18 protein-coding genes are annotated in these 19,012 nt (G+C 59.8%); 9 read left to right on the forward strand and 9 right to left on the reverse strand.

The features are described from left to right. Positions 1-104 precede the first annotated feature (104 nt). The 7 genes from ACP4QI_RS10400 to ACP4QI_RS10430 form a co-directional block, all read right to left on the reverse strand. Entirely contained in the window at positions 105-407 is a 303-nt protein-coding gene (locus ACP4QI_RS10400) for a hypothetical protein (protein ID WP_445730315.1), read from the reverse strand. Continuing rightward, on the reverse strand, positions 388-1,065 hold the full coding sequence (locus tag ACP4QI_RS10405; RefSeq protein WP_285128813.1) for an SDR family NAD(P)-dependent oxidoreductase: 678 nt from the start codon (positions 1,063-1,065) through the stop codon (positions 388-390). Before ACP4QI_RS10405 ends, ACP4QI_RS10400 begins: the two co-directional genes overlap by 20 nt. A gap of 1 nt (position 1,066) precedes the next feature. Then, positions 1,067-1,537 (reverse strand): YhcH/YjgK/YiaL family protein, encoded by a 471-nt coding sequence (locus ACP4QI_RS10410; protein ID WP_231312343.1) that lies wholly within the window; start codon positions 1,535-1,537, stop codon positions 1,067-1,069. Further along, entirely contained in the window at positions 1,534-2,703 is a 1,170-nt protein-coding gene (locus ACP4QI_RS10415; RefSeq protein WP_285112242.1) for a sialidase family protein, read from the reverse strand. Before ACP4QI_RS10415 ends, ACP4QI_RS10410 begins: the two co-directional genes overlap by 4 nt. Position 2,704: 1 nt before the next feature. Beyond that, positions 2,705-4,117 (reverse strand): sodium:solute symporter family protein, encoded by a 1,413-nt coding sequence (locus ACP4QI_RS10420; RefSeq protein WP_142489395.1) that lies wholly within the window; start codon positions 4,115-4,117, stop codon positions 2,705-2,707. 77 nt (positions 4,118-4,194) lie between these two features. Further along, positions 4,195-5,079 (reverse strand): dihydrodipicolinate synthase family protein, encoded by an 885-nt coding sequence (locus ACP4QI_RS10425; RefSeq protein ID WP_285128809.1) that lies wholly within the window; start codon positions 5,077-5,079, stop codon positions 4,195-4,197. Between the two features lie 17 nt (positions 5,080-5,096). Then, a complete protein-coding gene (locus ACP4QI_RS10430; RefSeq protein ID WP_285128808.1) occupies positions 5,097-6,242 on the reverse strand; it encodes an iron-containing alcohol dehydrogenase in 1,146 nt (381 codons plus the stop codon). 174 nt (positions 6,243-6,416) lie between these two features. On the opposite strand from ACP4QI_RS10430, the gene dtnK reads away from it, so the two are divergent. The 3 genes from dtnK to ACP4QI_RS10445 are packed head-to-tail and all read left to right on the forward strand — an operon-like array spanning position 6,417 to position 9,373. Continuing rightward, on the forward strand, positions 6,417-7,631 hold the full coding sequence (gene dtnK / locus ACP4QI_RS10435) for a D-threonate kinase (RefSeq protein ID WP_285128807.1): 1,215 nt from the start codon (positions 6,417-6,419) through the stop codon (positions 7,629-7,631). Next, a complete protein-coding gene (locus ACP4QI_RS10440; RefSeq protein ID WP_426494694.1) occupies positions 7,624-8,610 on the forward strand; it encodes a D-threonate 4-phosphate dehydrogenase in 987 nt (328 codons plus the stop codon). Before dtnK ends, ACP4QI_RS10440 begins: the two co-directional genes overlap by 8 nt. A 1-nt stretch (position 8,611) precedes the next feature. Beyond that, complete coding sequence (locus tag ACP4QI_RS10445) at positions 8,612-9,373, forward strand: DeoR/GlpR family DNA-binding transcription regulator (protein WP_142489400.1); 762 nt, start codon at positions 8,612-8,614, stop codon at positions 9,371-9,373. A gap of 4 nt (positions 9,374-9,377) precedes the next feature. On the opposite strand, the gene ACP4QI_RS10450 is transcribed toward ACP4QI_RS10445, so the two are convergent. Continuing rightward, positions 9,378-10,322 carry an L-lactate dehydrogenase gene (locus ACP4QI_RS10450; RefSeq protein WP_285112238.1) on the reverse strand — a complete coding sequence of 315 codons (945 nt, stop codon included), beginning with the start codon at positions 10,320-10,322 and terminating at the stop codon, positions 9,378-9,380. A gap of 151 nt (positions 10,323-10,473) precedes the next feature. Between ACP4QI_RS10450 and ACP4QI_RS10455 the strand changes: the two genes are divergently transcribed. Beyond that, on the forward strand, positions 10,474-10,956 hold the full coding sequence (locus ACP4QI_RS10455) for a GNAT family N-acetyltransferase (RefSeq protein ID WP_285112237.1): 483 nt from the start codon (positions 10,474-10,476) through the stop codon (positions 10,954-10,956). Here ACP4QI_RS10455 and ptrR read toward each other — a convergent pair. Further along, a complete protein-coding gene (ptrR, locus tag ACP4QI_RS10460; RefSeq protein ID WP_231312351.1) occupies positions 10,910-11,788 on the reverse strand; it encodes a putrescine utilization regulator PtrR in 879 nt (292 codons plus the stop codon). The two genes, ACP4QI_RS10455 and ptrR, sit on opposite strands and share 47 nt — an antisense overlap. Before the next feature lie 99 nt (positions 11,789-11,887). Here ptrR and sad point away from each other — a divergent pair, with 99 nt between their 5' ends. From sad to ACP4QI_RS10485, 5 genes are all read left to right on the forward strand, one after another. Further along, positions 11,888-13,270 carry a succinate-semialdehyde dehydrogenase gene (sad, locus tag ACP4QI_RS10465; protein ID WP_426494693.1) on the forward strand — a complete coding sequence of 461 codons (1,383 nt, stop codon included), beginning with the start codon at positions 11,888-11,890 and terminating at the stop codon, positions 13,268-13,270. Between the two features lie 214 nt (positions 13,271-13,484). Next, positions 13,485-14,561 (forward strand): protein adenylyltransferase Fic, encoded by a 1,077-nt coding sequence (gene fic / locus ACP4QI_RS10470; RefSeq protein WP_426494692.1) that lies wholly within the window; start codon positions 13,485-13,487, stop codon positions 14,559-14,561. Positions 14,562-14,681: 120 nt separating this feature from the next. Continuing rightward, the gene (locus ACP4QI_RS10475) at positions 14,682-16,259 is read left to right on the forward strand and encodes a methyl-accepting chemotaxis protein (protein ID WP_426494936.1); all 1,578 of its coding nucleotides are present in this window, start codon (positions 14,682-14,684) and stop codon (positions 16,257-16,259) included. A 63-nt stretch (positions 16,260-16,322) separates the two neighbouring features. Continuing rightward, on the forward strand, positions 16,323-17,249 hold the full coding sequence (gene glsB / locus ACP4QI_RS10480) for a glutaminase B (protein ID WP_426494691.1): 927 nt from the start codon (positions 16,323-16,325) through the stop codon (positions 17,247-17,249). Between the two features lie 162 nt (positions 17,250-17,411). Further along, on the forward strand, positions 17,412-18,863 hold the full coding sequence (locus ACP4QI_RS10485; protein WP_426494690.1) for a GGDEF domain-containing protein: 1,452 nt from the start codon (positions 17,412-17,414) through the stop codon (positions 18,861-18,863). The last annotated feature ends 149 nt before the right edge of the window (positions 18,864-19,012 follow it).

Below are 19,012 nucleotides of genomic sequence, written 5' to 3' on the forward strand. Positions count from 1 at the left end.
CGGTGTGGTGCGGTTTTCGTCGGCCGGGTAAGGCGCAGCCGCCACCCGGCGTGGTTTGGCACCCTGCGGTCTGCAACGCCGGGCGGCGCTGGCGCTTGCCCGGCCTACGATGTGGTTCGGTTTTTGTAGGCCGGGTAAGGCGCAGCCGCCACCCGGCGAGGTTTGGCACCCTGAGGTCTGCAACGCCGGGCGGCGCTGGCGCTTGCCCGGCCTACGGTGTGGTGCGGTTTTTGTAGGCCGGGTAAGGCGCAGCCGCCACCCGGCGTGGTTTGACATCCTGCGGTCTGCAACGCCGGGCGGCGCTGGCGCTTGCCCGGCCTACGGTGCGGTGCGGTTTTTGTAGGCCGGGCAAGGCGCAGCCGCCACCCGGCAAACAGGCCGCACAACTCACCCCAGCGACGCGCCACCGCACAGCACCAGCTCCTGCCCGGTGATGGGCGCGGCCTCGGCGCTCAGCAGATAGTTGACCATCGCCGCCACCTCTTCCGGGGCGATCAGCCTCCCCATCGGTGGCATTTTTGGCGGTGACGTTTGCCGTCCGGGCGCACTCAACATCGGGGTCTGCGTCGCACCCGGGGCCACCACATTGGCGGTGATCCCGCGCGGAGCCAGCTCCGCCGCCCAGCTGCGCACCATCCCAACCAGTGCCGCTTTGGTGGCGACGTACTGCGAGCGCCCGGCTGCTCCCCGTGAGGTGCGGCTGCCGATAGCGATCAGCCGTCCACCCGCGCTCATCCGCGGGGCAAAGTGGTTAAACAGGATCTCGGCGGCGTGGATATGCAGCCTCCACAGACGAGCGCTGACCGCCGGATCCAGTTCGCCGAGCGGGGCGGCGGCCATCATTCCGGCGGCATGGACGATCGCCTGCGGCACCGGCAGGGTATTAAGCGTGGCGCTGAACGTGACGCTGTCACTTAAATCCACGCTCAGGCTGGTAAAGTTCGGGTGTCCGCACTCCACTTCGCGTCGGCTTAAGCCCGTCACCTGCCAGCCTTCCGCCAGCAGGCGTTTGACGATAGCTTCGCCGATGCCCGAGCTGGCACCGGTGACAATCGCATGGCGCATATCACACCTCCAGCAGGGCGCGTGGCACCTTGAACACCGCCTTGCGCACGGTCATCGGCGCGTTCACCGCGCACAGCGCCTGATGCGGCTCGCCGGGCAGAAACACCGCGAAATCCCCGCTGCGTAAGGTAATGCTCACCGGATGCTGCGCCCCGGCGGCGATCCAGAGATCCGGTTTGCGCTCTTCGTCGCCGACCTGCGCGACAGACTGCATCCCGGCGCGGATCGTCTCTTCACCCGCCAGCACCACCTGAATATCGGCATATAAATAGTGATATTCGGTATGACGCTCGGCCTGCGGCTGAGTCTGCGCCGGGCCGATATGGCAGAACCACGGACAGCCTTGCGGCTGCCAGCGTCCGTCATCCCGGGCGGTGAGCGCCGTCAGGGAACAGTCCGGGCGCTCGAGGATCGCCCGCAGCACCGGCGGGAGCCCCGCCAGCGGCAGGGCGTTAAGATGACCAATAATCACTGTTGCGGCTCCTTTACCCACTCCGGCGACACGCGCACATACTTGATCGCCTGACGGAAATACGTGTAGGCGATATGCAGCGACCCGTCGGCACCCTGTTTGATGCTGGGATAGGAGAACTCGCGGTTCAGTTTCTCCAGCGAGTTGTTGGTCATGCAGTAGCCGTCACCCTCGTCGAGGTTGCGCTGCCAGGCCCAGCTTTTCCCGCCGTCGTTGGATATTGCCACCGTCATTGGCGCGCGCGGTGCACCCCAGAAGGCGGCGCGACCGTGGGTCACCTCCGGCTCTTTACGGCCATCGCCATCGTCGATCTCGTCATACAGCGAGGCGCGGCGCTCCAGCGCACCCGCCGCGCTCATGTGGTTGAACACCAGCGCCAGCTCGCCGCTGGCAAGGGTGGTGACCTGAATCGACGAGTTGTTGTTCGGCAGCGCTGTAGGTTCCGGCACCGACCAGCTTTCGCCGTTGTCCAGCGACTGGCTGATGTAGATATTGTCCGCCCAGCGGCTGCGATACAGCGCCACCAGATGGCCGTTATTCAGGGCGGTGATGTTCATGTGCACGCAGCCCAGGCTCTCCGGCACCTCGACGTCGCGCCAGCTTTTACCCTGGTCTTCGGAGATTTTCACCGCGCTGATGTCGTCATTACCCACCCATTTTTCGCCCGGCTGGGTGCGGCAGTAGAAGACCGGCAGCAGCCAGGTGCCGTTCTCCAGCACCACAATGGGCTGGCGAATAAAGGTGCCGGGTTTATCCAGCAGGGTGGCAATCTCGCCCCAGCTTTTACCCAAATCCTCAGACTTGCGGTAACGGACGATGGCAGTATCCTGGTTGCCGGAGAGCTGCGCGGTCCACAGCAGCCACAGCACGTTGTCCGGGGCGAGGAACAGCACCGGGTTCTGCTCCGAGCGGCTGGCGTCGTCCGACAGCTTCACCGCTTCGCTCCACTGGTTGCTGCCCGGGGCCAGGCGCGACCCCCACACTGAAATATCAGCGATCCCTTCCTGGGTGCCGCCAAACCAGACGCACATCAGGGTGCCATCCGGCAGCGGCAGCAGGTTCGCGGCGTGGTTCTGCGGGCAGGAAGAGGGCAGCATCGCCGTTTCCACGCGGGCATCCTGCGGCTGCGGGCGAACAATCCCGTCACGGGTTACGGTTACAGACATATCAGACTCCATTATGTTGAACAGGGGCAGGCGCTTTGCGATCCGCTTTATTCGGGATCAGACGGTCGAGGACCATAATCACCGCCGGGGTGATCAGCGCGATATACATATTGTTAATGCCAAACGGGTCGCCCAGCAGATACCAGAGGGAGGTCACCACGCAGGCACCAATCAGGCCGGCGTTGGCACCCCGGGTGCTCTTAAAGAACGGGGCATAGAAGGCAATGACCGCCACCACAGTAATCGACAGACGAATGGCGCGGGTGAAGAAGGACAGCTTCAGCACTTCCGGCACCAGCAGGACGAAAATCAGCGGCAGGAAGCCAATCAGCAGCGACATCCAGCGGGTGGCTTTAAACTCCTGCTCCGGGGTGGGGTTGCGGTACGGCACGTAGAAATCTTTCACCACCAGCGAGGCGATAGCCAGCGCCACGGTACTCACGCTCACGAAGATTGACGCTACAAGTGACGTTGTCACCAGACCGGCCAGCCACGGGTTCATGTCCTGCAGGAAGATCGGCATGGCATACAGGCTGTCGATCTCCGGGTGCAGATACTTCGCCGCCACGCCGATCACCGCAATCGCCAGGGCAATCGGCAGGCAGAAGAAGAACGCCACCCATGTGGAGCGTTTGGCCGACTTCACATCTTTGGTGGAGGAGATGGCCTGAATCACAAACTGGGTACAGAAGATGGAACCGATGGTGCCGATCAGCCAGGCGAAGATGGTGCTGGCGCCGATGTTGCCATCCCAGGTCCAGTAGTACGACGGCATCTGCTCAATCATTGGCGTAAAGCCGCCGGTTTTGGAAAGCGCGAAGCCCATGATCACCAGGATACCGAAATACTTGAGAGCGCTGTGCAGCAGCGTGACCCAGGCCACGCCCTTCATGCCGCCAAAGGCGAAGTAGAAGGTACTGACTACCGCAGTGATAAAGGCCGCGACCGGCAGGTTGACCTTCAGCACGGTGGAGATGGCCGCCGCGCCGGAGACATAGTTGCCGACGTTCACCAGCAGCAGGGCGTAAATCATGATGATCGAGATAATGTTTTTGGTGCTGGTGCCGTACTTCTCGGCAATCGCCCCGGAGATGGTGATTTTGCCGGTGCTATAGATGCGCTTCACCAGCAGCAGGCCAAACAGCGGGAAGCCAATCGCCGCGCCAATCACCGACCAGGAGGCGGCAAAACCATCCTCGAACGCCGCCTGGGCGGTGCCGATGGTAGATTTGGCGCCGATGTATTCGGACATCAGCAGGATCCCGACGATAAACGCCGGCATCGCCCGGGAGCCCTCCATAAAATCGCCGGAGTTTTTACTGCGCAACCGGAAGGTCAGCCAGGTGGTAAACAGGATGTAGACAATCACAATGCCTACGATGATCAGGGTATCTTCAGCGGTAAAATTGTTCATCTTTGCCTCTCTTCAGGGCGTAGGAAACCTGGGCGCCCGCGGCACCCGGTATTCTTATGGACGAAATCAAACGCCGGTTACTGCAGTGACTTCGTCACTATCTGGCGGATCTGTTCAGTCTGTTGCGCATCAAAAGCCACCGCGTAGCGGCTTTCACCCACCTCTTCGCCCATCACCTGCAGCGCCTTTTTCACGGCGGCCGGAGAGAAGGCAATTTTATATAAATTCGTTCGCAGCTCGGTGACGCTCTCCTGCGCCTGACGCGAGCCGTCAATATCGCCCGCCTGGTAACGCGCCCAGATGGCGTTGATCGCCGCCGGGGCGACGTTCGCCAGCCCGGAAATACAGGCGGAACAGCCCTCGACAAAGCCCTGGTGGATCAGCGAGTCCGGGCCGTTCAGCACGGCGAAATCCTCGATGCCCTGGGCGGCCTTCAGGAAACCGCTCAGGCTCTCATAGCTGCCCGCGCTGTCCTTAATGCCGATGATGTTCGGGTGCGAAGCCAGCACCCGCGCGGTGTGCGGTTCAATAGTGTTGCCGGTGCGCGCCGGGATGTTGTAGAGAAATACCGGCACCGTCAGGGCATCGGCGATGGCGGTATAATGGGCGATCAGCTCCGCCTGGGTCAGGGGCACAAACCACGGGGTGATCACCGAGACCGCATCGACGCCCAGGGCTTCGACCTGCTTGCCGAGACGGATAGTGGCGCGGGTGGAGATCTCCCCGATGTGCGCCACCACCGGCGCACGGCCTGCGACCTCTTCCACGCAGGTGCGGGCGACGGCCACCTTTTCCTCTTCGGTCAGCACAAAGAACTCACCGTTGGTACCGCCGCAGAAAATACCGTTTCCCGCCGCCAGCTGGCGCTGGATCTGGCGTTTCAGTCCCGGCAGATGCAGCGCGCCATCCTCCGTAAAGGGGGTGACGATTGCCGTCAGCACGCCTTCAATCTTGTTACGCATTTCTCACTCCTTCGATGTTAAATTTCGGGGAACAGGGTCTGATAAATGCCCTGCACCTCGGCATGGCTGACCTGACGCGGGGCGTTGTTCATCAGGCGTTTTACGTTCAGGGCGGCATCGCTCAGGGAGGCGATGTCATCCCGCGGTACGCCCAGCGTTTCGAGGTTGTCCGGTAAGTTCAGGCGGCGCACCAGGGCGGCAAACCACGCCACAAGCGCGTGGGATTTCTCTTCTGCCGACAGGGAGGTATCCGCACCCGGCACCAGATCCCACACCTGCGCAAATTTTTCGACGGCATCCGGGCGCACCAAGCGCATGCAGGGCGCTAAAAGAATGGCGTTAGCGACCCCGTGCGGCAGGTGATACTTGCCGCCCAGCGGATAGGAAAGGGCATGCACCAGATGGGTTCCGGCATGGGCAATGGCTACGCCGCCGTAGTACGAGGCCCACAGCATCTCCAGCTTCGCCGCCAGGTTATGCGGCTCGGCGCAGGCGGTTTCGATATTGTTCAGCAGCTTGCGCAGGCCAATCAGCGCCGCGTTGTCGCTCACCGGATTCGCCACGGTGGCGGTAAAGCATTCGATAAGGTGACACAGGGCATCGATCCCGGTGGAGGAGGCAATGTGCGGCGGCATGCTGGTGGTCAGTTCGGGTAACAGCGCCACGTAATCCGGCAGCAGCACCGGAGAGATAATGCCGATTTTGGTGCTCTGCTCAGGAATGGCGAGGATCGCGTTCGGCGTGGCTTCAGAGCCGGTGCCGGCGCTGGCCGGGATCAGTAATGAGGCGAGGCGCAGGGTCGGTTTTTCACCCGTCAGCAGGGCATCCAGCCCCGGTGAAGCAGGATGGCACAGCACGGAGAGCAGTTTCGCCACATCCAGTACGCTGCCGCCGCCCACGCCAACCACCAGATCAAAGTCGGTGTTGTTGATCTCCGCCAGCAGGGCGCGAACGTCATGGTTGGTGGGCTCCGGCGGCACGCTTTCGATCACGCTGACGCTACGGTTGTCGGCTTCCAGCAGGGTGCGGATGGCGCGAGCGGCGTCCAGACGAGCGATATTGCCGTCGGTGACCAGTAAAAGGCGCGTCTTGCCTGCCAGCAGTGGCGCGAGGGCCGGGATCGCACCCGCACCGCTGATAATTGTACTGTTAATGGTTAACACATTGCTCTCCTGTTGCTGTGTCTGTGATTGATTTCGCTCAAACCCGGCAATCACACTCATCGTGTGTCTAAACTTATAATTTATTCGCAAACTGAATACCTTGATCTTGCTCACACATAATCAAACGTGATTGAATATAATCATTATCAGGAATTGCGAACCTTTGGGGATGGAATGAACAACCTGAACAGAGAAGTGGTGGCGATCGCCGATGACTTTACCGGTGCGAACGACGCGGGGGTTAGCCTGGCGTTAAGCGGTAAAAAAGTCAGCGTGGCGTTTCAGACTCCCTTTACCGGCGACACCGATGCGCTGGTTATTAATAGCGAGAGTCGTGCGCTTCGGGCATCAGAGGCCGCTGAAAAGCTGACGCACTACGCTGCCGAGATTAACGCCGCGAAATGGCTGGTGAAGAAAATCGACTCCACCCTGCGCGGCAACCCGGGGGCAGAGGTGGAGGCGCTGCTGCGTCTCAGCGGTCAGCGTCAGGCCATTATCGCCCCGGCCTTCCCGGCGGCGGGGCGCACCACGCGAAACGGCGTCTGCCTGGTTAACGGCGTGCCGGTCACAGAGACCGAATTTGCCAGCGATCCGAAAACCCCGGTGCGTCATGCCCACATTGCGGCGGTGCTGGCGGAGCAAACCAGGCTTAACAGCGTGGTCGTCACCCTGCAGCAGCTGACGGCAGCACTACATAGTGATGCGCAGCTGGTGATTGTCGATGCGCAGAGCGACGACGAGCTGGATCAGATTATCAGTGCGGCCTTTACCTGCGATGAACGCCCGCTGCTGGTGGGCTCCGCCGGGCTGTGCGATGCCCTGGCGCGCCGTCTGGCGACGCCGCGTCAGCTGCTGGCGGTTATCGGTTCGATGAGTGAGATTGCTCAGCAGCAGATCCAGCGGGTGGGCTCTCAGCATAACGTCAGCAGGGTACTTATAGATATCAATGATGTGTTCAGTGATGCGCTGGCGGGCTATCAGCAGCAAATCGCTGCTGCGCTGGCGGCAGGTCAGCACTGCGTGGTGCATACCTGCGCCGATACACAGGCCCGGCATCAGATCGACACCCTGTGTCAGCAGCGCGGGTTAAGCCGTGCCGCGCTCGGAGAGACCATCAGCGCGTTTCTTGGCGAGCTTACGCGCAGGGTGCTGGAGAGCCATAGCCCGGCGGCGCTGTACGTCTCCGGGGGCGACGTGGCAATGGCGGTCGCCAGCGCGCTCAACGCGCAAGGATTTGCCATACGCGGACAAGTGGCGCAGTGCGTGCCGTTTGGTCGGTTTTTGGGTTGTCACTGGCAGGGGCCAGTCATGACCAAAGCGGGCGGTTTTGGTACTGAAACCACGCTGCTTGAGGTTTTGCATTTTATCGAGGAGAAGATGAGTGACTAATATCATTGCTGTAACCATGGGCGACCCGGCGGGCATTGGCCCGGAGATCATTATCAAATCCCTGACCGGAGGCGAACTGTCCGGCGCGCCGTTGGTGGTGGTCGGCTGCGCCCGTACCCTGCAACGGGTGCTGGAGAAGGGCATCACCGCCCCGGCGGAGTTACGCGTGATTACCCGCGTCAGCGAGGCGCAGTTCGGCCCGGCCATTATTAACGTACTGGACGAGCCGCTGGCGGATCCCGAGGCGTTGCAGCCCGGCGTGGTGCAGGCCCAGGCAGGCGATCTGGCCTACCGCTGCGTGCGTCGCGCCACCGAGCTGGCGATGGCAGGCGAGGTGAAAGCCATTGCCACCGCGCCGCTCAACAAAGAGGCGCTGCATCTGGCGGGCCATCACTATCCGGGCCATACCGAACTGCTGGCGCACCTCACCGACAGCAAGGATTACGCGATGGTGCTCTACACCGACCAGCTGAAGGTGATCCACATCACTACCCATATCGCGTTGCGCAAATTCCTTGATACCCTTAACCAGGATCGGGTAAAAACCGTGATTGGCATTGCGGATACCTTCCTCAAGCGCGTGGGGTATAAGAATCCGCGTATCGCCGTGGCCGGGGTCAACCCGCACGCCGGGGAGAATGGTCTGTTTGGCGACGAAGAGATCAAGATTGTCGGTCCGGCGGTGGAAGCGATGAAGGCCAAAGGGCTGAATGTCTCAGGGCCATGCCCGCCGGACACGGTGTTTATGCAGTGTCACGAAGGAATGTACGACATGGTAGTGGCGATGTATCACGATCAGGGGCATATTCCGTTAAAATTACTCGGCTTTTACGACGGGGTGAACATCACCGCCGGGCTGCCTTTTATCCGCACGTCTGCCGACCATGGCACCGCGTTCGACATTGCGTGGACAGGTAAAGCGAAGTCTGAGAGCATGACGGTCTCTATCCAGTTAGCGATGCAAATCACACGGGAATAATATGAAGGGATATAGCCGGTTAGAACAGATAATGGACTACCTGAAAGGGCACAATCTGGTGACGGTGGATCAGCTGGTGGCGGCTACGGACGCCTCGCCCGCGACCATTCGCCGGGATCTGATTAAGCTCGATCAGGAGGGGGTTATCAGCCGCACCCACGGCGGCGTGACCCTGAACCGGTTCATCCCTTCACAGCCCACCACCAGCGAAAAGATGCAGCGCAGCCTGGCGGAGAAACACGCCATCGCCTGCGCGGCAGCCAGCTTTGTTAAGGCCGGCGACGCGGTGGTGCTCGATGCGGGCACCACCATGATTGAACTTGCGCGCCAGCTGACCCATTTGCCGCTGCGCGTCATCACCAGCGATCTGCATATCGCCCTGTTTCTGTCCGAGTTTAAGCAGATTGAGGTGACGATCATTGGCGGGCGCATCGACGACTCGAGCCAGTCCTGCATCGGCGAGCACGGTCGCCGCCTGCTGCAAAACGTCTGGCCGGATATCGCCTTTGTCAGCTGTAACGGCTGGGATCTGCAGCGCGGCATCACCTCGCCGACGGAAGAGAAAGCGGCCCTGAAGCGGGATCTGATCGCCAACGCCCGCCGCCGGGTGCTGCTGGCCGACAGCTCGAAATATGGCGCCTGGTCGCTGTTTAACGTGGCTCACCTCAACACCCTGACCGATATTGTCACCGACAAACGGCTGGACGAAGGGGTGCAACAGACCCTAAGCCAGCTGGATGCCACCCTGACCTTAGCGCCTTAAGGGCTCAGGGCAGGCGGGCGATATTGGCTTTGATCACCTCCGCCGAATGGCGGAATTTTTGCAGTTCATCCTCTGCCAGCTTCAGCTCAATGATCTGCTGGACGCCGCTCTGGGCCAGCACCGCCGGCACGCCGATCGCCACGCCGTCCACCCCATACTCACCCTCCAGAATGCAGGAGATCGCCAGCGCCCGGTGGCTGCCGGTGAAGATATTGCGACAGATTTCAGCGATGGTGGCGGCGATGCCGTACTCCGTGCAGCCCTTACGGGCATAGATCTCAAAGCCCTGTTTGCGCACCCGCTCGGCCAGTTCATCAAAATCCAGGGTTTTGCCGGTGTGACGCTGATAAACGTCAGCAATTGGCGAGCCGTAGACCGCCGAATGCGACCAGACCGGGAACTGCGTATCCCCGTGCTCACCCAGAATAAAGGCGTCGATGCTCTGCGCGCCGATATCCAGCGCCTGCGCCAGGGTCCGTCGCAGGCGGGTAGTATCCAGCCAGACGCCGGTACCAATGACCTGCTGACGCGGCAGGCCGGAGAGCTGCCACACCTGCCAGGTGATGATGTCGCACGGGTTGGTCGCGATCAGAAAAATGCCGTTAAACCCGCCCGCCATCATCTGCGGCACAATGTTTTTCACAATGCGGGCGGTGGCGGTCAGCTCATCCAGCCGCGTCTGCCCCGGTTTGAGGGCGCCGCCGGAGACGGTGATCACCGCGATATCCACATCGGCACAGTCGCTCGCCTCACGGGTGGAGATGGTCATCATCCCGGGCATAAAGGCGGCGGCATCCGACAGATCCCAGGCGTGGCCTTCACTGCGCGGCTGGTTGATATCCACCAGCAGCAGCTCTTCACAGATATTCTGGTTCAGCAGGGCGTAGGCGGCGGAGGTACCGACGTTTCCGGCCCCGATAATCATCACTTTGCGGGCTTTGGTGTTCATTGTTTTTCCTGAGATTTTAACCGTGACTGTGCCCAAACTTACGCCGCAGGCGCAGGGGGCGCAATGGCTGGCGGCAGCTATAAGTTAAAAATATGCCTGCTCGCTCGTCAGGCGGCGTTATGGTGGAGAAAAACGACAAAAGGAGCCTGCCATGTATTCCATTACCTCAGAATCGCCCGCCCATCCGGATATCACTAACCTGATTGCCGATCTCGACAGCTACCAGAGCACGCTCTATCCGGCGGAAAGCAATCATCTGCTGGATCTGACCGGGTTGCCGGAACACAGCCTGATCATGATGGTGATCCGCGATCGCCAGCTCAACGCCGTCGGCTGTGGGGCCATCGTGCTGAACGGCGACGGCAGCGGAGAGATGAAGCGGGTCTGGATCGACCCGACCCATCGCGGGCAGCGGCTGGGTGAAAAACTGCTGGCGGCGCTGGAAGATGAAGCGTTGAGCCGCAGCTGTCATACCCTGCGCCTCGAGACCGGCATCAGGCAACTGCCGGCTATTCGTTTGTATGAGCGCTGTGGCTATCAGCTGTGCGAGGCATTCCCTCCGTACGCGCCCGATCCCCTGAGCCTGTTTATGGAGAAGGCGCTGGTGGCTGATCTTCGTTTAGCAGTGCTATAAACGCCTCGAGCTGGCGGGTCATCGCCCCCCGGCGCCACACCAGCCAGGTGGTGAGCCAGCGCCAGTTCTCTGCCAGCGGCCAGGCTTCCACCTGCTGATGACCGGGCATACTTTCCAGCATCGAGCGCGGCATCAGCGCAATCCCGGCGCCGGCGATCACGCAGGCCAGCATGCCGTGATAGGACTCCATCTCATGAATGCGCCCTGGCGTGGCACGATCCGCATGAAACCAGCTCTCAAAATGGCGGCGATAGGAGCAGTTGGCGCGAAAGGCGTAGATATCGCGTCCGCTAATAGCCAGAGCCCGCTCGACCTTCGGCTGACCGGCCGGTACCACCAGCATCATCTCCTCCCGGTAGACCGGCATCCCCTCCAGCTCCGGGTGGGTTAAGGGCCCGTCAACAAAGGCTGCGCTTAACGTCCCCTCCAGCACACCATCGATCATCGTCCCCGAAGGGCCGGTCGCCAGCGCAAACTGAATGCGCGGATAGCGCTGGTTAAACTGCGCCAGCGAGGCCGGGATGCGCACCGCCGCCGTGCTCTCCAGCGACCCGAGGGTAAACAGCCCCTGGGGTTCATCGCCCGCCACTACCATCCGGGCTTCATCTACCAGGGCGAGGATCTGCCGGCTGTAGCGCAAAAAATTGTGACCCGCCGGGGAGAGGCGCAGCCGCTGGTTCTCGCGGATAAACAGCTCCACGCCAAGGTCGGCCTCCAGCTGTTTGATGCGGGTGGTGAGGTTAGAGGGGACGCGATGCACCTTCTGCGCGGCCTGGGTGATGCTGCCGGTCTGGGCGACGGCGTTAAACATTTCCAGCTGGGTCAGATCCATATCATTCTCGTATCGTGAATAAGGTGGTCACTATTATTCATTTTTAAGAAATAGCAGAACGGGCCACACTGTAGCAACTGTTATTACACGGAGCCGATCATGACTACACCTTCTGCTACCCATGCCTTGTCCATCAACCCGGCAAATGGCGAAACCTTGAGTACGTGGCCCTGGGCGACCGCCACCGAGGTTGAACATGCCCTCGCACAGACCGATGCCGCCTTTCGTCAGTGGCGCTGCGTGCCGGTGGCGGCGCGTGCGCAAAAATTACGTGACCTGGGCACCGCGCTGCGCAACCGTGGCGAAGAGATGGCCCGGATGATCACTCGCGAAATGGGCAAGCCCATCGCCCAGGCGCGTGGGGAGGTGGCGAAATCCGCCGGTCTCTGCGACTGGTATGCCGATCACGGCCCGGCCATGCTGAATACCGAGGCGACGCAGGTAGCGGACGCAGTGATCGAATACCGTCCGCTGGGACCGGTGCTGGCGGTGATGCCGTGGAACTTCCCGCTGTGGCAGGTGCTGCGCGGCGCGGTGCCGATTATCCTGGCGGGCAACAGTTATCTGCTGAAACACGCCCCGAACGTGCTGGGTGCCGCGAACCTGATCGAACAGATTTTTAACGATGCCGGTTTCCCCCTGGGGGTGTTTAGTCAGGTGAATGCCACCAACGACGGGGTAAGCCAGATGATTGCCGATCCGCGCATTGCGGCGGTGACCGTCACCGGTAGCCTGCGCGCCGGGGCGGCGATTGGGGCTCAGGCCGGGGCGGCGCTGAAAAAATGCGTGCTTGAACTGGGCGGCTCCGATCCCTTTATCGTCCTGAATGATGCCGATCTGGATCTGGCGGTGAAAGCGGCGGTGACCGGACGCTATCAAAACACCGGACAGGTCTGCGCGGCGGCCAAGCGCTTTATCGTTGAGGCGGGGATTGCGGATGCGTTCAGCCGTCGCTTTGTGGAGGCGACCGCGGCGCTGAAAATGGGCGCGCCTGACGCAGAAGAGAACTATCTCGGCCCGATGGCGCGTTTCGATCTGCGCGACGAGCTGGATCAGCAGGTGCAGGCCACGTTGGCCGAAGGGGCAACGCTGCTGCTGGGCGGTGAGAAGGTGGCGGGGGCAGGGAACTACTATGCACCGACCGTACTGGGTAACGTCACCCCGAATATGACCGCGTTTCGGCAGGAGCTGTTTGGCCCGGTGGCGGCCATCACCGTGGCAACCGATGCCGATCACGCCCTTCAGCTTGCCAACGACAGCGATTTCGGCCTCTCTGCGACGGTGTTTACCGTCGATGCTGCAATGGCGGATCGCTTTGCCCGCCAGCTCGAGTGCGGCGGGGTGTTTATCAACGGCTACAGCGCCAGCGATGCCCGCGTGGCGTTCGGCGGCGTGAAGAAGAGCGGCTTTGGCCGGGAGCTGTCGCACTTTGGCCTGCATGAGTTCTGCAATGCGCAGACGGTGTGGAAAGACCGGGTGTGATCTAGCGCCGGTGTTTTGCCGGGTGGCGCTGCGCTTACCCGGCCTACATGAACCCCTTAGCCCGTAGGCCCGTGCAAGCGCAGCGCCGCCGGGCAATTTGGCATATTTGCGACATGTGTCGATAAAATGCGTTTTTTTAAACATATTGATGTGACATGTTTATACCATCGACATAAAATGGTCATATGTCGATAAAAACGGTTTTTTTAAACATATGAGCTGGGATCCCGTCGTACCTTATAATGAACTTCCGGTGTTACCTCCGGATCTGGACAGCATTGAAACCCGTAGTGTACTCAAAGCCTGTATCAGTGCGCGCGCAGCGATTGCTGAGTTAAAAACTGCGGGTGAGTTAATACCCGATCAAAGTTTATTGATTAATATCCTACCGATGCTGGAAGCAAAAGACTCTTCCCGTATAGAGAACATTGTGACCACCAGCGATCGGCTTTTTCAATACGTTGATCGTGCCGAAAATGCCGATCCCGCTACAAAGGAAGCGCTACGCTACCGCACTGCGTTATACGATGGATATCTCCATCTCAACAGCTATCCCTTGTGCACCAATACCGCGATAAAAATTTGTACTGCACTACGAGCCGTACAAACCGATATTCGTAAGACGCCGGGTACCGTCTTGCGCGACCAGTACGAGGAGGTGGTTTATACGCCGCCAGTTGGCGAAACAACTATCCGCGATCTCCTGGCTAACTGGGAGCGCTTCCTCCATGCCGAGGATGATGTCGACCCGTTGATCAAAATGGCTATTTCACACTATCAGTTTGAATGCATTCATCCTTTCCCCGACGGTAATGGACGAACGGGACGGATCCTGAATATCCTCTATTTAATTCAGGCAGGATTGTTGTCATTACCCATTCTGTATTTGTCTCGCTTCATCCTCGAAAGACGTAACGATTACTACACCTTATTGCGTAGTGTGACTGCGAATGGGGACTGGCAGGCATGGATCCTTTTTATGCTCGAAGCGATAGAGAATACGGCGAGATGGACAACGAAGAAGATCGCAGTGGTCCGAGCGTTGATGGCGGAGACTACTGACTATGTACGTAAGGAATTACCCAAGATTTATACACACGAACTGGTGAGGGCCCTCTTTGCACAGCCCTATTGTCGGATTGAAAACCTTGTAGAGGCTGGCGTTGCAAAACGGCAGACGGCTTCATCCTACCTCAAGCAATTAGTTGAGATTGGTGTGCTGGAGGAAATGAACGTTGGGCGTGAGAAGTTGTATATCAATACCCGATTATTACTCGAATTAAATCATTAGTATTTTAAAAGGGGTTAGCGAGTTTTTAACCTACAGTCCCTTGTCATCTCCCTGAAATAGTTCTGTCATTTTCACTGCGTAGACTCGCCCACGTCTAAGGCATTGTTAATGAATACAATTATGAACTTAAGCAAAATTTTCCGCCGCTTTACTCCCCGGCAGTTTGGTTTGCTGGCGGGGATCTTCTGCATTATCGGGCTCTTTTCCGCACTGCAACTCTCTTCTTCGGTTCTACTCTCCGTCTCGCTGCGCGATGCCCAGCGCAATGAACAGCGTAACCAGATGGCGTACCTGCAACAGGCGAAGGTCGATCAGGCGCGGATCTCGCTGCTGGCGGCGAGCGATCTGCTTAACCGCGCGGGGGTTTACTTTATGCAGGATAAAGAGACCGGGTCGGACGGGAGCTGGCACAGCCTGATGGATGAGGCGCAGCAGGCGTTACGGGATTCTCAGCAGGCCTGGCAGGCGTGGCAGGCAATGCAGCCGCCGCGGGATGAGGCCCTGCTCACCAGTTATCAGCTGTTCTTCGATGCCATCCGGGAACAGGCCGACGGGCTGGTCAACAGCCAGTCGATCGATGCCTTCTTCGCCGTACCCGCCCAGGCTTTTCAGGCGGACTTTAATGACAACTACGCCCGCTATCAGCAGGCAAGCGCCCAGCGCGCCGCTGAGGGGCGTCAACTGCTGACCGCCAGTCTCTCCAGCCTGCAATTCCTGTTCTTACTGGCTCCGGTGGTCCTGCTGGCCATCGCCGTGGCGGTGTGGTTTGCGATGTCGCGCTGGGTGATCGTGCCGCTGCGTCGCCTTATCGCCCATATCAACATGCTGGCGGCGGGAGATCTGTCCGCGCAGCCGCCGGGCGTTAAGCGTTTCAACCGTGAGATCGCGCAGCTTGGCGACAGCGTCGACACCCTCCAGCAGGGCCTGCAGCAGCTGGTGACCCAGGTCAGCGAGGCGACCACCTCGATGGTGACCAATATCGGCTCGCTGGCGCAGGGAAATCAAAAGCTGTATCACCAGTCGGCGCGTCAGGCGCAGGAGCTGAAAGAGGTCACTGCACACATTGCCGACCTGGAGACTCACGTCGAGGGCAACAGCGGCTACGCCAGGCTTGCAAGCTCGCGGGCGGACGAGGCGCGGGCGATGGCGGCAGGCGGGGATCGAATGATGGAGACGGTGAATGCCTCGATGGCGGCGATCGTGGAGCGATCTGCCGAGATGCGCGGCATTGTGGCAATCATCGATAACGTGGCGTTTCAGACCAATATTCTGGCGCTGAATGCGGCCATCGAGGCGGCGCATGCCGGGAATCAGGGGCGCGGTTTTGCCGTGGTGGCGCGGGAAGTAGGGCTGCTGGCGCGCAAAAGCAGCCACTCGACGCAGACCATCCAGCAGCTGATTAACCACTCGTTGCAGGGCATCGAAGATGGCTCGAAAGCGGTCACCCGGCTTGAAGATAACCTGCAGCAGGTCATCGGCCTGGTCGGCAACCTCTGTAGTTTGCTGAATGAGATCTCGGTCGCCACCCTCAGCCAGGGGGAGAGCATTCACCGGATGACCGGCCAGCTACAGGCGCTGAATCAGGTGGCGCACCAGACCGATATCCTCGTGAACACCGCATCCGAAGCCTCGCAACGGCTGCATGATGAATCCGGCCTGCTGTTACAGGCGGTATCGCGGTTCCGACTTCCGGCCTGACGTCATCCATAAGCCTCTGTTATACTCGCAGGCCGTTTTTGGCCTGTGAGCAAGGAGCAACCGATGGCTGCGAACATCAATAATCAGATGCTGGAAGCCATTCTGGCGCAAATACGTCCCTTGCTGGGTCAGGGCAAGGTGGCCGATTACATCCCGGCGCTGGCCTCGGTCAACGGCAACAAGCTCGGGATTGCCATCCGTACCGTTGACGGCCAGCGCTTCCAGGCCGGGGATGCCACCGAGCGTTTTTCCATTCAGTCGATCTCGAAAGTGCTCAGCCTGGTGGCGGCCATGCGCCAGTATGACGAGGAGGAGATCTGGCAGCGGGTGGGGAAAGATCCCTCCGGTCAGCCGTTTAACTCTCTCCTGCAACTGGAGATCGAGCAGGGCAAACCGCGCAATCCGTTTATCAACGCCGGGGCGCTGGTGGTGTGCGATATGCTGCAAAGTCGTCTTAGCGCGCCCCGTCAGCGGATGCTGGAGATTGTGCGCCAGCTCTCAGGGGTCAGCGATATTGCCTACGATGCGGCGGTTGCCCGGTCTGAATTCGAACACTCGGCGCGCAATGCGGCCATTGCCTGGCTGATGAAATCGTTCGGCAATTTCCATAACGATGTGCCGACGGTCCTGCAAAACTACTTCCACTACTGCGCCCTGAAGATGAACTGTGTTGAACTGGCTGACACCTTTCTGTTTCTGGCCGCGCAGGGTCAAGCGCCGCATCTGTCTGAGCCCGTGGTCACCTCAATGCAGGCCCGGCAGGTGAATGCCCTGATGGCGACCAGCGGGATGTATCAGAACGCCGGGGAGTTCGCCTGGCGGGTGGGGCTGCCTGCCAAATCAGGGGTCGGCGGTGGCGTGGTGGCGATTGTGCCGCACGAAATGGCGATTGCGGTCTGGAGCCCGGAACTGGACGAGACGGGGAACTCGCTGGCGGGCGTCGCGGTGCTGGAGCGCCTGAGCCAGAAGCTGGGTCGTTCGGTCTATTAACGGGATCCTGTGTCGGTGTATTTATTGCCACATCGTTAAACCCCGTTAACGGAGTGGTGATCGTATTACCCCTAATGTGATATACATTAATCCCAAACTTTTAACATTCACCCGCGCGGGTGATAAATCATTGTTAAAAGCAACCCTATGGATTGATATTGCATGTCTTCTGCCTCCACCAGAACTTTCGCGCTTTTTCAGCCGCAAAGCGCCATGCGTAATGCGGCGGGAATATTTGCTCTGACCACGCTGTTCTATTTTATTGGCGCGCAGCTACGTCTGGTGGAGTCCCTGTCGATGTTCTGGCCGCTGAATGGGGTAATGGCGGGGGTGTTTGCCCGTTATGCTTACCTCAACCGGCTGCACTACTATGCGATATCGTACATTGCCATGCTACTGTACGACCTTATCACCACCAACTGGGGTATCACCTCGCTGGGCATTAACCTCTCGAATATGATGTTTATTGTCACCGTTGCGCTGCTGGTTCAGCGCGACAGGCGGCTGAAAAACAGTACCCCGGATCCGGTCAATGCCCTGCGACTGTTTAACTATTGCCTGCTGGCCGCGCTGCTGTGCGCCCTCGTCGGGGCGCTGTCGTCAGTCGGGTTGGACAATCGCACCTTCTGGCCGCTGGTCGCCGACTGGTTTAGTGAGCAGTTTTCAACCGGGGTGTTAATCGTTCCCTGTCTGCTGACCATCACCTGGCCCGCGTTCAACCGGGCCCTGCGCGCCACGCATTTAATGCCGGTGGTGTTACTGGTTATTTCTGTCGTGGCCTCTGTGGCGATCGGCGGGGCCGGTGCGCTGGCGTTTCCGATGCCGGCGCTGATCTGGTGTGCGGTGCGCTATTCACTGCCGGCAACCTGCCTGCTGACCTTTGTCACCGGGGCGGTGGAGATCACACTGGTCGCCAACTCCGTCATTACCATCGTGGCGACCACACCGCTCACCACCCCGATGATGTTCTCGGCGCGCCTGGGGATAGCCACCATGGCAATCTGCCCGATCATGGTGTCGGTCAGCATGGCGGCGATCAACTCCCTGATCCGCCAGGTCTCTCTGCGTGCCGATTATGATTTTTTAACCCAGGTTTACTCCCGTTCAGGGCTGTACGAGGCGCTGAAGAGCGACGAGGGGATGCGTAAAAGCCCGCTGCTGACCGTGATGCTGCTGGATATTGACTATTTCAAAAGCATTAATGACAACTTCGGTCATGAGTGCGGGGATACCGTGTTGGCGGCCTTTGCGCGCAAAGTGCAGGAGACGGTAGGGAGCGAGGGACGGGTGGCGCGAATGGGCGGCGAAGAGTTTGCCGTGGTGGTGAACACCGCGTCGGCGCAGCAGGGCTATGCCCTGGCGGAGCGTATTCGCTCCACCATTGAACAACATCCGTTCAACTGGCGCGGGCAGACGCTGTTTCTGACCGTCAGTATCGGTCTGGGCAGCGGAAAAGCGGAGTCGCGGCAGCTAACGGACGTTTTTAATCGCCTGATGAGCGAAGCGGATGATTATCTGTATCGCTCGAAAAAAGCAGGGCGAAATCGTACCAGCGCGCGAATGACAGAGCTAACCACTGCCGCTCAAAACCCTGCGCCATCGGAACAGCTGTAATCGTTTGCCTGCGCAGGGCAAGGGCACCTGGGATATATTCACAAAACTGATAAATGCCTTGATACGTATTTTATCCGTCAATAATATAATAGGGTGATTATATCGGAAAATTCGTGTGATGAACGGAACTGACAGACTCAGTAAACCCC

The organism is Leclercia sp. TB492, assembly GCF_049974505.2.
Classification (GTDB): Bacteria; Pseudomonadota; Gammaproteobacteria; order Enterobacterales; family Enterobacteriaceae; genus Enterobacter; species Enterobacter adecarboxylatus_C.